General features: G+C 36.8%; 14 protein-coding genes and 1 tRNA gene. 7 read left to right on the top strand and 8 right to left on the bottom strand.

Annotated features, from left to right (window positions below; translation table 11 throughout):
• Positions 1–5: 5 nt before the first annotated feature.
• Together O2942_08070 and rlmB are read right to left on the bottom strand one after the other, a co-directional pair.
• The gene (locus tag O2942_08070) at positions 6–608 is read right to left on the bottom strand and encodes a TIGR02281 family clan AA aspartic protease (GenBank protein ID MDA0782202.1); all 603 of its coding nucleotides are present in this window, start codon (positions 606–608) and stop codon (positions 6–8) included.
• On the bottom strand, positions 605–1,315 hold the full coding sequence (rlmB, locus tag O2942_08065) for a 23S rRNA (guanosine(2251)-2'-O)-methyltransferase RlmB (GenBank protein MDA0782201.1): 711 nt from the start codon (positions 1,313–1,315) through the stop codon (positions 605–607). The genes O2942_08070 and rlmB overlap by 4 nt, the downstream gene beginning before the upstream one ends.
• Before the next feature lie 321 nt (positions 1,316–1,636).
• On the opposite strand from rlmB, the gene O2942_08060 reads away from it, so the two are divergent.
• From O2942_08060 to O2942_08050, 3 genes are all read left to right on the top strand, one after another.
• Positions 1,637–1,722, top strand: a tRNA-Tyr gene (locus O2942_08060).
• Positions 1,723–1,886: 164 nt separating this feature from the next.
• Positions 1,887–2,234 (top strand): hypothetical protein, encoded by a 348-nt coding sequence (locus O2942_08055; GenBank protein MDA0782200.1) that lies wholly within the window; start codon positions 1,887–1,889, stop codon positions 2,232–2,234.
• Between the two features lie 68 nt (positions 2,235–2,302).
• Positions 2,303–2,617, top strand: coding sequence for a hypothetical protein (locus O2942_08050; GenBank protein ID MDA0782199.1), 315 nt, complete (start codon positions 2,303–2,305; stop codon positions 2,615–2,617).
• A 9-nt stretch (positions 2,618–2,626) separates the two neighbouring features.
• On the opposite strand, the gene O2942_08045 is transcribed toward O2942_08050, so the two are convergent.
• Complete coding sequence (locus O2942_08045; GenBank protein ID MDA0782198.1) at positions 2,627–2,833, bottom strand: helix-turn-helix transcriptional regulator; 207 nt, start codon at positions 2,831–2,833, stop codon at positions 2,627–2,629.
• Here O2942_08045 and O2942_08040 point away from each other — a divergent pair.
• Positions 2,820–3,098, top strand: coding sequence for a hypothetical protein (locus tag O2942_08040; protein ID MDA0782197.1), 279 nt, complete (start codon positions 2,820–2,822; stop codon positions 3,096–3,098). The two genes, O2942_08045 and O2942_08040, sit on opposite strands and share 14 nt — an antisense overlap.
• Before the next feature lie 26 nt (positions 3,099–3,124).
• Here O2942_08040 and O2942_08035 read toward each other — a convergent pair whose 3' ends face one another.
• The 4 genes from O2942_08035 to O2942_08020 form a co-directional block, all read right to left on the bottom strand.
• A complete protein-coding gene (locus O2942_08035) occupies positions 3,125–3,748 on the bottom strand; it encodes an exonuclease domain-containing protein (GenBank protein MDA0782196.1) in 624 nt (207 codons plus the stop codon).
• A gap of 169 nt (positions 3,749–3,917) precedes the next feature.
• The gene (locus O2942_08030; GenBank protein MDA0782195.1) at positions 3,918–4,139 is read right to left on the bottom strand and encodes a hypothetical protein; all 222 of its coding nucleotides are present in this window, start codon (positions 4,137–4,139) and stop codon (positions 3,918–3,920) included.
• Positions 4,140–4,165: 26 nt separating this feature from the next.
• The gene (locus tag O2942_08025) at positions 4,166–5,068 is read right to left on the bottom strand and encodes an HD domain-containing protein (protein ID MDA0782194.1); all 903 of its coding nucleotides are present in this window, start codon (positions 5,066–5,068) and stop codon (positions 4,166–4,168) included.
• 1,140 nt (positions 5,069–6,208) lie between these two features.
• Positions 6,209–6,688 carry a methyl-accepting chemotaxis protein gene (locus O2942_08020; GenBank protein MDA0782193.1) on the bottom strand — a complete coding sequence of 160 codons (480 nt, stop codon included), beginning with the start codon at positions 6,686–6,688 and terminating at the stop codon, positions 6,209–6,211.
• 306 nt (positions 6,689–6,994) lie between these two features.
• Here O2942_08020 and O2942_08015 point away from each other — a divergent pair, with 306 nt between their 5' ends.
• The 3 genes from O2942_08015 to O2942_08005 all read left to right on the top strand — a co-directional run bounded on the left by O2942_08015 (position 6,995) and on the right by O2942_08005 (position 11,831).
• Entirely contained in the window at positions 6,995–8,272 is a 1,278-nt protein-coding gene (locus O2942_08015) for an alginate export family protein (GenBank protein ID MDA0782192.1), read from the top strand.
• Between the two features lie 104 nt (positions 8,273–8,376).
• Positions 8,377–11,235: a methyl-accepting chemotaxis protein gene (locus O2942_08010; GenBank protein ID MDA0782191.1), complete on the top strand. Its 2,859-nt coding sequence runs from the start codon at positions 8,377–8,379 to the stop codon at positions 11,233–11,235.
• Positions 11,236–11,288: 53 nt separating this feature from the next.
• A complete protein-coding gene (locus tag O2942_08005) occupies positions 11,289–11,831 on the top strand; it encodes a chemotaxis protein CheW (protein ID MDA0782190.1) in 543 nt (180 codons plus the stop codon).
• Between the two features lie 307 nt (positions 11,832–12,138).
• Here O2942_08005 and O2942_08000 read toward each other — a convergent pair whose 3' ends face one another.
• The gene (locus O2942_08000; GenBank protein MDA0782189.1) at positions 12,139–13,308 is read right to left on the bottom strand and encodes a fused response regulator/phosphatase; all 1,170 of its coding nucleotides are present in this window, start codon (positions 13,306–13,308) and stop codon (positions 12,139–12,141) included.

Raw genomic sequence — 13,308 nt, 5'->3', positions numbered from 1 at the left:
TTATATCAAGGCCAAAGGGTTAACGTATCGTTTTTTACCTCATAACCGTTCAGCTTATTTAAAAAGCTCATACCCAGTAATGATTTATTCATGTCAGCTTCATTCACCGACGCACGAATGTCATTTATAGTATAGTTTCCAACCTTAATACTTTCCAGCCTGACAGGTGCACCCCTTACCTTACCATTAGCGGTATAATATGTATTAATATATTGAAGTCTGTTTAAATCTATCCCGATTTTTTCAGCGGTGCTTTTATTAATGACGATATCACTTGCACCCGTATCTACCATAAACCGTACACTTTGTCCGTTTATCTCGGTATTTATATAAAAATGTCCGTCTTGAGATGCTTTAACACTTATTGAGCCGTCATCATTGTTTATTACCGTAGAAGGTGACAAAGACGATAAAAGTCTTTCCTTAAAATCAGAAAAATCATGTTTATAGCTATATAACAGCACCATTACCATGATTACCGATATCCATATTCCGGCATATTTAACTGCCATTCCCAACCTGTTCCTGAAGTGGAATATTAAACCTGAGGCTAATAGCACTAGTAATAATAATGAGTGTATAAGTTGTGCCGACTGGTCTTCGCTCATCTGTTCTTCCTTGATATTTCGTATAAAGCTATAGCTGCCGCATTGGAAACATTCAGGCTTTCTACTTTATCACTTATCGGCAATCTTACAAGCAGGTCACAGGCGTTGCGTGTTATTTTTCGTAAGCCTTTGCCCTCCGATCCCATAACAAGAACAGTTTTGCCCGAAAGGTTTGCTTTATCGATATCGGTTTTGGTGTTGCCGTCCAGTCCGGCTATCCAGTATCCTTCCTTTTTGAGCAGTTCAAGAGTTCTTGCAAGGTTAGTTACCTTACAGCATTTGATTTCTTCAAGAGCACCTGATGCGGATTTTGCCAATGCTCCTGAAAAAGACGGTACATTATCCTTCGCAAATAAAACCGCCTCTGCCCCGAATGCTATACAGGAACGCATTATCGCCCCCACATTATGCGGGTCGGTAACCTGATCCAGTGCGATTATTATCGTACAATCGATAATATCCTTTATACCCGATTCAGGTAAATTCTCGGTTTCAACGGCAATCCCCTGATGCACTGCATCTTTCGGCAATATTTTATCAAAATCACGCATGGGGATTATTTTAGGAGTAGGGTGCTTATGGCTCAACTGAATTTCCCCGGCGGCTCTTTCAGTGGTAAATATCCGTTTTATCTTTCTTTTAGGGTTGTTAAGTGCCGCACGGCAGGCATGTAAACCGTAAAGTAGTATATTGTTGTTTTTAGACATATGGAACTTTTTATAAATAATGATTAATTACGTTATTAACATCTTTATTTGGTTTTGGGTATAAGAAAGGAAAATTATGGTATAAATTCGCTCACGAAATAAATTAACCGTTGCGGTGCAATTTATACAAAATCTATATCACCGAACGCTATCGAAGCTTTTTTATCATATTAATTGACATATGCCCATCAATATAATAAAAAGACGCTCCTTTATAGTAAATGCTTCAAGTTTTTACATTGTCGATGTTCGGTTCGCTTAGTTCTGCTAAATCACACCTTCATCTTCCGGTTAAAATATTGAAGTGATTTGCGTCCCGTTGGAGGGGTGGCCGAGTGGTTAATGGCAGCAGACTGTAAATCTGCCCGCGCAAGCGTACACAGGTTCGAATCCTGTCCCCTCCACCATTTTAACTCCATATATCCTTAAATATCAGGGCGTTAGTGCAGCCCCACAACCGTTGACCCACAAAATTACCCACAAATAAAATGCGGTTAGAGGTGAACAGGCAAGTTGCATGAAACTATTTTTTGCCATAAAATCATAGTTAGATTTTCCATATGGTAGTGTTATGATGACAAATCCCCCATTAGATATAATTAAATTTGCTAGCATAGAGAATGAGCAGCTTCTCGTCTCAATAGCGAATAATAAAGAGGAATTGGCTATTATTTCTCGTATTCAAGGGTTATATGCTCCTGCGTTGGAGCATAAGGAGATCGGGGAGAATGAAATGGTGATTTTCCAACTACTGCACTTTATTCACTACCACTTCCTGTTTTCCAATATGTGTTTAATGCGTTGCCACTTATCAGAAGCGTTTGCTTCAACTCGCACAGCCATAGATGCAGCACTGATTGCTACCATGATTATTGATGACCGCAGTAAGCAGGTCGAGACCGTTATCTTAAAAACTTAATTCAGACTAATAATCCATTACCTCATCGACTTATACCAGGACTTCTTGAGTTACATGGTAAATTTAGTATGTTTGCTAGTCATGCCGACATAGACAGTTTCGTGCATCGTGCCACCGTTGATACAATCAACTCTAAACAGGACTTCGTATCCTTAGAGTATTTTCAATTTGCAAGAAACGAAGCAGAACGCAAAATTCATACTTTTACTATGTTGCATGTTTATATCATGATTATTGATGTGTCTGGAGAATTTTATGTTAGAGAACAAAAATTATTGCCTGCTGAATGGTACGATGAGATTCATAAATTAGGGGCATTGATTGAACACCAAGCAAAAATTTTGCAGACAGAATTACATCCCACGGACATTTTCGCCGAATAGATAGGTAAATTAGGCTTCTAACAGCAATGCAGGCTTGATTCTCAAAGCATCCGCAACCTGCCCTATTACAACAATAGTTGCATTTCGCTTGCCGCGCTCAAGACTGCTTATATATGTACGGTGCAGGCCAGACTCAAAGGCAAGCTCTTCCTGAGAGTACCCTCTATCAAGACGATATTTACGTATATTCTGTCCAACTTTCTTGCATGAATCCATCCTTGAACTATTAAGTTATGTAGACTATAAGTCTAATGCGGATTCTTTTAGATGTTTTATTAAAAGTAACTACATTGATTATTATCAAGAGCAATTAGACCCTTTATTAGTAAGAAATGAGATAAAAGAAGAGGCTTTATGTGAATCAGCAGAGCCTACAAAGCGTTTTACAAATCTTGCACGCTACGAAACAACACTTGATAGAAAATTCGAGAAAACCTTGTCTATGCTTGTTAAATTGCAGGAATTGCGTAAAAACAGTTAATTATTTAAGCATTTTATGAGGTCTAGCTACAATTGAAACCCCACTTTTTTATTCTCAATTCGCAATGATCGTCTGGGTAAGGACTTTAATTCATCTAAGTCATTTAAACCGCTTTTTCCTTCTAATAAAATTTTATCCAATACTTTATTTCTTTTTGCAGGTGGGGGGGTGTCAAAATCTTCGGCGATAGTCCTTTTATCTCCTAAGTTGTAATATTTATCTTCTTGTTCTAACTTATTACTTAACACAAAATATACTTGTGCAGTTAATTTAGCGTCAAGCAATGCCCCATGTCCTTTTTCCTTTCTTTCATTTAGATTTATGCCCAACTTTTGGCAAATGGAGTCCAGTTTATACGATGCAAGTTTCAGTTCGGATTCTTTTGCCACATCTTTTGTATCTATAGAGTTTTCATGTTTTACCCGATAAGCCCTGCCCGCTCTTTCAAATTCGGCATTTAAAAAATTGATATCAAAAGATACATTATGACCAACAACAGTATTGTTTCCTATGAATTCTTCTATTTGTTCGGCTTTGTTTTTAAAAACAGGCTTATCTTTTAGAAATTTACTGCTTATTCTATGCGCCTTATACGCCCCAATATCTGATTTCTTTCCCTCAGGATTAAAATATAATTGTAATTCATCAATAATTTTACCATTATTGATTTTTACAAATCCGGCCTCTATAATTCGATGCTGCCCTTTTTCTTGTATTTTTTTCCCATCTGTAACAAAAACCCTGTTGTTTCGGTATCAAACACTACTAATGTTTGATTAAATGCTGTTTTTTTCTTCATGCCTTTGCCCTCAATGGTTATTAACGTATTCTCATGTTTTTATCGCCAACTTCCTGTCTCGCAGATAAAGTTCTCTGATCAATCATATCTTGTTGCTTTAATAGACTCTTTCCCCAGTCATAATCATTTAGTTTTTTCATAAGGAACTTATCAACGTCCTTACTATGAACCATTTGTTCTAACTTGCTAATTTGATCATAAAGTAATGATGCTTCTTTATTATCGGACTCCACATTCTTCACGAAATTTTCTAGTCTCTGTACAATATTTAATGCGTATTTCTCTCTCTTTGTGGTTTTCGGAACCAGAGATTTTTCCAGCAATATATTAATTGCTTCTTCGTCCATATCGCAAAAACGGTTTTTCTCACTCCTGCTTTATAAATATCAACTATGTCTCTTGAGTCGTTTGCAATATCATCTGATATTGCTGCAACTTGTGCGGCGATAGAAGGAGCTTTTTCTCTGTCATTTATGAATTTATGGAAATATGGCTGTAGATTATTTGCATTATACCTGTGCTCAACATCTTTAATAGGCTTACCATCGTGATAGATTAGTGCCTGCATCACTCTATCATCGACTCCCATTTCTTTGGCTTTATCTAGAGCTTGTAAATTATCATCTGAAAGATATTCGTTAAGCCCCATAGATTTTAATTTGCTTGAGATAGCTTTTTGCCCAGAATGACCATAAGGTGCGTGACCTAAATCATGACATAAAGATGTTATCTCTGCTGTTAAAATATCTTCCTCGGTTAATTTAAGCTTTTTACCTAGTTCTTTTGCTATTGAAGCAACTTCTAACGAATGCTTTTTACGATTATTTTTCGTATTGTCTTTTCCTTCCATCATTTCGCTTACATTAGATAAATCGAGTGATAACTTGCTATTCCGTTCTTGCGAACTACGGATCTCAAGATATCTATTGAGAAAAGAATCAACATTTTCATTGGATTTGATTCTAGATATTGGTAATTTCTTTAGTTGTGTTTCAAATCTTTTTATACCCTCTTGGAAGTCTGCTTTTATAGGAGAGTACATAGCTCCCACATCTCTTATTGAAATATTTTGAGGAAGAATTTGTGTTATGCCTTCAGACCTTTTGAAGTAATCGTGATTTTTAATAAATTCCTTTGAAGATACTAACTCTTCTTTATTTGCATTACTCATCAGACCTCTCCTTTGAATGTGAATTAAATCGACAGTACCATAATTATGGAGTTATGCAACTAAAAATTAACTTCCAAAAATGAGGTTAAAACCACTGAATTTAATCGGCGGTAGTTGAGTGTCTCTGCATAAAAGGAGTCATTTTAATAGACTTTGAAAGGTTACAGAAAAATATTTAATAAAATGTCCGAAAAACTGTTGTCAGGTCACTTGGTGGAAGTGGTTGCACTACGGACTATGTATCAAAGCCAAAAGGAATGCACCGGAAGACCTTCAACAGGCTAATGGCAGATATGGACTATTATGATAATATCTCAATTCACATGGTTGCAAAAAAGCTTGGTATGATTGAAGGGCTTTAAATCCTTTTGGTAAAAATCAAGTAAATCTCAAAAAAATTGAATTTGTAGAACTTGTAGAAGCATGTTTTAGAAAGTTATTAAAAATATATTTGTAGAATTTGTAGAAGGTTTTTTCATATATAAATAAAAAAAGACTAATAAATGTATGGTCTAAGCATTTATGTAGTGTGGGAACAAGTGTGGGAGCTATAAAAAACTTAATTGAAATTTGCCTTTAAGTTCAAGGGCTTGTTTGTATAAAATGGCGGTGTATAGACCAAGTTTATAATGACGAGCCTGAACCACTTATATCACTAAAAACCTCGCCCTGACTAGAGAAAATTTTATCCCAAAGGAGCGTGAGTTTCCTGTGGTGGGGATAGTAACTTTTTGCAATGAATGTTAGGCCGTATGCTGGATTATATGAGTTGATAGATAAAAAAAACATATGGCTCCATGGTTTGCAGGACGCTTAGTGATGTTAATCAATAGAAAAGGAGCATAATATGCATAACAATCAGCATAACAAAAATGTCGGCAAAAATATACGACTTTATCTAATCAAGGCTGGCTTTAAACATAAGGCAATTGAGCAAGTAAATTATTAAGCGCCACGAGATACTTTATTAAGCCTAGCTCCATGTAATTATGAGAAAGGTGCTGATAAAAGGAGACGTAGCCACGCCCACCACCTCATCAAATATTACCATGGATAAAATGCTGGGTCATGTGGTGGATTTTTAGAAAAAATATCAGACTAAATTATGGCTAATAAAACTTAGAGGTAGATAGCAATTATTTACCCATTCCTAACTTCATTCAAAAATAATGATACTGCTGAATTTAACTGTTCGGCTTCTTTAGAAAGCATCTTTGATGCATCCAGCATTTGTAGGGATGATTCGTTAGCATGAGTGGCTGATTCGGTTATCTTAGAAATATTATCATTTACTTCCTGAGTGCCTTGAGCTGCCGTATGCATATTTCTGGCGATTTCACCGGTTGTTGCACTTTGTTCTTCAACTGCGGCAGAAATGCCACTGGAATATTCATTAACCTTGTCTATAGCTGCTTTTATAGTGTTGAGGACCTCGGAAACTTCAGTAGAAATATTTTGCATACCGCCTATCTGTTGAGAAATTTCTTCGGTTGCTTTTGTTGTCTGATTGGCAAGGTTTTTAACTTCTGACGCCACAACAGAAAAACCTTTTCCGGCTTCGCCAGCCCTTGCGGCCTCAATAGTTGCATTAAGAGAGAGTAAGTTTATTTGCTCGGCTATATTTATGCAGTATTATCCAGTAGTAATTTTAAAAATACGACCAATTTCACTGCCAGCAACATAACGCACATAATTGCAACGTAAGATTGAAATACATGCTATATTTATCATCTTAGGATATATTTACTTGACTGTTATACTCAGATAATATTTAAATAAATTATTGTTGCGGTGAGTAAATTAGGATGCGGTGGGCTCTATACGTTTTTTTCATTTTCGTGTAGGGTTCATCGTCCCTGATTGTATCATCAGATAGCGATAGAAAAGTTTTAAATAGGTAATTTTAATTTAAACACGGGATTTAACATGAAAAAACTTCTTACATATGTTTTGCTGGGAGCATCAGCACTAGCAACTGGCACTGTTACTGCGCATGCGGGTGATGTAAAATCAGATAGTGCGAATGCAAAGCAATTTGCAAGTTTACATGAGGCGTTAAAGGCAAGTACACCTTATTTTGATGCTCGCTATCGCTATGAATCAGCAAAACAAGATACCAAGAAGGATTCTAATGCGTCTACACTCAGAACAAGATTAGGGATAAAAACTGGTGAATTTTATAAAACATATGCCGTAGTTGAAGCTGAAAATATCAGCCGCATTGGAAGTGGCGAGTATTATGATACTGTGAATGGTAAATCAAGTTACACAAAAATTGTTGATCCTGACGGCTCTGAAATTAATCAGGCTTATTTGAATTACACCCCTATTCCAGACACTGAAATTCGTGTCGGACGGCAAGCCGTTAATCTTGATAATGAACGCTTTGTCAGTTCTGCCGAATGGCGTCAGAATAACCAGACTTTAGATGCTATTGGTATCACAAACAATTCAATAAAAGACCTTACCCTTTACTATAATTATACAAATAATGTGAACCGCGTTACCGGAGAGGATGCAAGCAATGGTGATTGGGATTCAAATATTCATATGTTTAATGCTAAATATTCACCTCTCAAATATTTAATTGTCACCGCATATGGGTATTTACTTGATATTGAAGATAGCACAGCAGATTCATCCCAGACTTTTGGTGGAAGCGTCGGTGGTAAATATCCAATAAATGATGATTTAAAATTACTTTATCACGCTGAATATGCAGCTCAAAGTGACTATGGCGATAACACAAATAATTATGATGCAAATTATTGGCATGTTAGTCCGGGATTATACTGGAAAGGCCTGGAAGTAAAGTTAGGTTATGAGGTTCTGGAAAGTGACCGCGGAACTGCGGCAACTGCATTCCGCACTCCTCTTGGCAATATTTATGAATTAAATGGGCTAACAAATAAATTTACAGATACCCCCGCTGGAGGATTAGAAGACTCTTATGTAAAAGTTAGCTACAAAATAAAAGGCATTCACGATTATGTTGATGATACTAAAATTGAGCTTGGGTATCATGATTTTGATGCTCAGAAAAGCGGTGTTAATGATTATGGGCATGAGTGGAATGCTATAATTAAAAGGCAGTTCTTAGAGCATTACGAAGTGAAACTAAAATACGCAAGTTTTGAAGCTGAAACAAATGGCGGACAAAAAGATACAGAAAAATTTTCCGTACAGTTTGGCATTAAATTTTAACTAATAATTAATTTACTTACTATATAATCAATTTATAGATAGTGTCACCTGGTCTGTAAACCGGGGGACTTAATAAAAAAAAATTTATTTAAAGGAGCAAGGTAATGCTGTCGAATATTTTGTCAAAATTTACTATAAAATCAAAAATATTAGCCTTATTTGGCTTTGGTTTAGCGGTTACAGCCATTGTATCTTCTATTGCGATTTATTCTCTAGGACAAATCGGAACTGAGATAAAAAATGTTGCTGAGAAGGACATTCCTCTTACTAAAATACTGACGAACATAACTGTTCATCAGCTGGAACAAGCAATATATTTTGAAAAAGCAAGTCGATTTGCTAAGGATGCAAGCACTAGCACCACGGCACAAAAGGATTATAGCGAATCTAAAAAATCATTCCTTAAAATGGCAAAAAAAGTCGAGGGTGAGATATTAAAAGGGGAGGAACTTGCAGAAAAGGTCATAAAAGAATCAAAAGATCATATAATAATAGAAGAATTTGAGAAGGTACTTGTCGCTTTAAAAAAGATAGAAAAAGAACATGCAGAATTTGATAAACATATTGAAGAAGTTTTTGCTTATTTTGACGAAAGAAACTTTACCTCTGCCGATAGATTATTGCCAAAAGTTGTAGAGGAAGAAAAACAGCTTATCGTTGAACTTGAAGAGCTATTGGCCGAAGTAATACAATTCACTGAAAAGGCAGCTTTGGAAGCCGAGCATCATGAACAATCGGCTTTGATGAATCTTATTATAGTTGCCGTTCTGGGTGCTATTATGAGCATTATATTTTCGTTTGCGATTATATTCGCCATTATCCGCCCTATTGCAAAAATGCAAGTAGCTATGGGTAATATGGCCGAAGGCAACAAAGCTGAAATTCCTTCTTTAGAATCCAAAGATGAAATTGGTGATATTGCCAGATCATTGCGTGGAATAGATAAAATTGGCCAGAAAGCTTTGCAGGTTCAGGCCGCTTTAGATAACTCTTCAAGTCCGGTTATGATGGCAGATTCAAAGAATATTATTTCATATATGAATCATGCAGCACGAAAAATGTTTGAGAAGGTGCAGGGAGAAATCAAAAAAGAAATCACAGATTTTAACCCTGAAAAGCTTTTAGGTACGCCAATAGATGCTTTTGATAAAAACCCTGACACTAAAAGTTCAAATCTTGTTGGCTTAACGAAAGCTTACGAAACAACCCTTAAGATGGGAAGCTGTATTTTCGATTTAGTTGCTAACCCTATCACTAGCAATGATGGTGAGCGTCTAGGTACTGTTGTTGAATGGCGGGATGTTACGGAGCTTCGTGCTGAGGAAGAGCGCAAGAAAGCAAAGGCTGACGAAGATGCAAAAATTGCAGCAGAGAATGCGCGTATCAAGATTTCACTTGATTGCGTGTCATCCAATGTGATGATTGCAGATAGCGAAAACACGATTATTTATATGAACCCTGCCGTTTTTAAAATGATGGAAACAGCGGAGGCTGATATTAGAAAAGACCTGCCTAAGTTTGATTCCAGCAATTTAATTGGAGTTTCTATTGATGAGTTCCATAAAAATCCTTCTCATCAACAAAATATGCTTAAAGATTTATCATCGACTTATGAGACCTCAATAAATGTTGGTGGACGTATATTTGACCTTGTAGCCAACCCTGTGGTAAGTGAAGAAGGTGAGCGTCTTGGTACTGTTGTTGAGTGGAAAGATGTTACGCAGGAAAGAACTATCGAAGGTGAGGTAGCAGAAATAGTCAAAGCTGCCGGAGCCGGAGACTTTACCAAAAGATTGGAAACTGCTGGCAGAGAAGGCTTTATGTTAACCCTATCTCAAGGCATGAACCAGATTGGAGAAACGGCGCATCAGGGCTTGAGTGAAACTGTTAAGGTTATAAAATCTCTGGCTGAAGGAGACTTGAGAAAAACCATGAATGGTGAGTATCAAGGCTCGTTTGATGAAATCAAGCAAGCTTTAAACGCAACTATTGACCAATTAAAAAGTACTGTAGGAAGCATTAAAGAGTCTGCAAGTTCTGTGAATTCTGCATCTTCTGAAATTTCATCCGGAAGTAAAGATTTATCTGAACGTACCGAGCAACAAGCCTCAACATTAGAGCAAACAGCAGCTTCCATGGAAGAGATAACCGGTGCAGTAAGGCAGAACACAGAGAACTCTAATAATGCAAATGACCTTGCTAATAAAGCCAAAGAAGTTGCTACAGAAGGCGGTTCGATGGTTGAAAAAGCCGTTGAAGCAATGACAAAAATAACCCAATCATCCCAAAAGATATCTGATATTATCGGGGTTATTGATGATATCGCATTCCAGACCAACCTGCTGGCGTTAAACGCTGCCGTAGAAGCAGCTCGTGCCGGTGATGCAGGAAAAGGCTTTGCGGTTGTAGCATCAGAAGTAAGGTCGCTGGCGGGACGTTCTGCATCTGCTTCCAAGGATATCAAAGCGTTGATACTGGAAAGCTCTGATCAGGTAAAAACCGGCTCTGATCTTGTTAATAAATCGGGCGACACATTAAAAAATATCGTTGCCTCTATAACAGAAGTAGCAAATATCATTTCTGAAATTGCTTCCGCAAGTTCACAGCAGGCAACAGGCATTGAGGAAATTAATTCTGCTGTTGCTCAAATGGATGAGATGACCCAGCAAAATGCCGCATTAGTTGAAGAAAATACCGCAGCAGCACAGTCGCTTGTAGATCAGGCATATGAACTTGAGGACATGATGAAGTTCTTTAGCCTTGATGAAGAGGAAGGGGCTGCTGATAAGAAGCCTCAAACCAAAAAAGCGGCTAATGAGTCTAAAACAACAGAGAAGAAATCTGCCCCAAAGCTAAAAACGGAAGAAAAGCACAGAACTGAAGCCAAACCTGAAGCTAAGAAAGAATCCCCTAAGAAGAAAGCTGCAGGTGGTAAGTATGATCAGGAATGGGAAGAATTTTAGACAGAAATATGACTCTTTATTATGAGCAATAAGTATTAACGGGGATTAAATTTATGAATAATGACACAAGTACCGCTTTAGCAGAGGGCGCATCAAACGTTACCGAAGAAAATACTGACAATATACTAAAATTCCTTACTTTTACTATTGATGATAGCCGCTATGGCGTTGATATACTTTCAGTGCGTGAGATTAAAGTCTGGGAAAAGCCAACAGAATTGCCCAATTCTCCTGAATATATGAATGGCGTTATTAACCTACGCGGCGTTGTAATACCGATCTTTGATTTAAAAAAACGCTTTGGAATCGGTAAAATTTCTTCCGACCCCAAGAATGTAGTAATCATTCTGGCAACAGATGATGATAAGATGATAGGTATATTGGTAGATGCAGTTTCAGATATTATTGAATCGAGGAAAGAAGATATAAAGGACTCACCCGAAATGGATACCGGCATAGATGATAAATTTATAAGCGGTCTTATCCCCGGAGAAGAGTCTATGACGATCTTGTTAGATACAGGCGTTTTATTCAGTCATGATGAAATATCAGATACTTATGATACTATAAAGAAGCAGAACGCTAAAAGAAAATAAGTTACGAGGTTAATTTTTACTGACTAATATTCTGAAATTTAAAAAATCCACCTCTACGCCCGTAACTACAAGTAGTGAGTCAGTTGAATATACTAAGTTTTGCGATGATTTATTAATTTCTAAGAATGGAATTAGGGCATTGGAAATAGAAATAAAAAGGCTCTATTCAATAAAGCAATGCGGAAAACAGATAGACCTCAAATATTTGAACGATCTAACCCAAAGGCTACTTGAGAAACTTACGCATGTAAGGGATATTACTACAGAATTTAACCTCCTACATAAAGAAAGTTCATTTTAATTCCAATCATAGATGTTTACATACTAAAAATGATAAATCATCTGAGACTACTTGACCATGGTTCATAAAAAATTCCGATAAAGTGTGTTTTAAAATATCTTCGGCATTCTTGGATAAATTTCCGGCGATCTGTTTTGCAAGATCATCTTCAGAAAGCACGTTACCATTTTTATCAGGGCTTTCGGTCATTGCATCACTATAAAGACAAAGAATATTGTCTCGATTGAAGGGCAACTGATTTGTTTCGTATGTTGCATCTTTCTGAGTCCCAAGCAGGTAGCCTTTGGTCTCAATTTTAATTATTTTGTCTCCGGAAAATAATAATGGGGTTGGCGCGGCGGCGGCGGCATATTGTAATACCGACCTTTCAGTATCTATTATACCAAGGAACAATGTAGCAAATTTTCCTGACACTAAAAGCGGACATAGCCTTTTATTTACTTCTTCAAGTATTTTTCCCGGAGCTAAATAATTTTTAATCTGACTTTCAATTACGGTATGCAATACGAATGCGTATAATGATGCGGTAATTCCATGTCCTGAAACATCGGCAATTAATATAGCGGTTCTGGTATCAGATAATTTATGAACCGATATATAATCTCCGCCAAGTTCTGAACTTGACTGGTAATATTGAGCAATATCTAATTTTTGTGTTTGACGGATATCGTTTAGAACCTCTTCCTGAGGTAATAAAACCTTTTGCAGAATTGATGCCTCATGTAATTCTTCCTGTATTCGCTTATAATCCCTATCTACCTCATCTTTAAATATTTTGCGCTCTAAATGCGCCCTAACCCTTGACACTACTTCTCTTTCATTTAAAGGTTTGGTAATAAAATCCGTAATGCCAGCGTCAAATGCTTCTGCTTTAAACTCGGCCTTGTCAACAGCGGTTTGCATAATAATAATTACATCGTTATGCAGGTCACTTGCTTTTATTTTTTGACTAACCTCAAGGCCATTCATTTTTGGCATGTTTATATCCAGAAATACCAGGTCAGGTTTCCATGTCAGGATTTTATTCAAACCTTCCTCTCCATCCACTGCTTCTTCTATATTGGAAAATTTACAATCGGTCATAATTTGACGCAGCACCATCCGCTGAAACTTATCGTCATCAACAATAAGAATCTTAACCTTATCAATAATATTTGGTTTAATTGTGCCTTGCAT

It is taken from the genome of Pseudomonadota bacterium (assembly GCA_027620075.1).
Lineage (GTDB): Bacteria > Pseudomonadota > Alphaproteobacteria > Rickettsiales > UBA6187 > 1-14-0-20-39-49.
The sequence above is the reverse complement of the archived record's forward strand: the minus strand, read 5'-3'. Positions and strand labels throughout refer to the sequence as shown.

Coding starts and splice junctions, on each gene's coding strand:
- O2942_08070 (MDA0782202.1), bottom strand. CDS start 608: ATGAGCGAAGACCAGTCGGCACAACTTATACACTCATTATTATTACTA.
- rlmB (MDA0782201.1), bottom strand. CDS start 1,315: ATGTCTAAAAACAACAATATACTACTTTACGGTTTACATGCCTGCCGT.
- O2942_08055 (MDA0782200.1), top strand. CDS start 1,887: ATGATGACAAATCCCCCATTAGATATAATTAAATTTGCTAGCATAGAG.
- O2942_08050 (MDA0782199.1), top strand. CDS start 2,303: ATGTTTGCTAGTCATGCCGACATAGACAGTTTCGTGCATCGTGCCACC.
- O2942_08045 (MDA0782198.1), bottom strand. CDS start 2,833: ATGGATTCATGCAAGAAAGTTGGACAGAATATACGTAAATATCGTCTT.
- O2942_08025 (MDA0782194.1), bottom strand. CDS start 5,068: ATGAGTAATGCAAATAAAGAAGAGTTAGTATCTTCAAAGGAATTTATT.
- O2942_08015 (MDA0782192.1), top strand. CDS start 6,995: ATGAAAAAACTTCTTACATATGTTTTGCTGGGAGCATCAGCACTAGCA.
- O2942_08010 (MDA0782191.1), top strand. CDS start 8,377: ATGCTGTCGAATATTTTGTCAAAATTTACTATAAAATCAAAAATATTA.
- O2942_08005 (MDA0782190.1), top strand. CDS start 11,289: ATGAATAATGACACAAGTACCGCTTTAGCAGAGGGCGCATCAAACGTT.
- O2942_08000 (MDA0782189.1), bottom strand. CDS start 13,308: ATGCAAGGCACAATTAAACCAAATATTATTGATAAGGTTAAGATTCTT.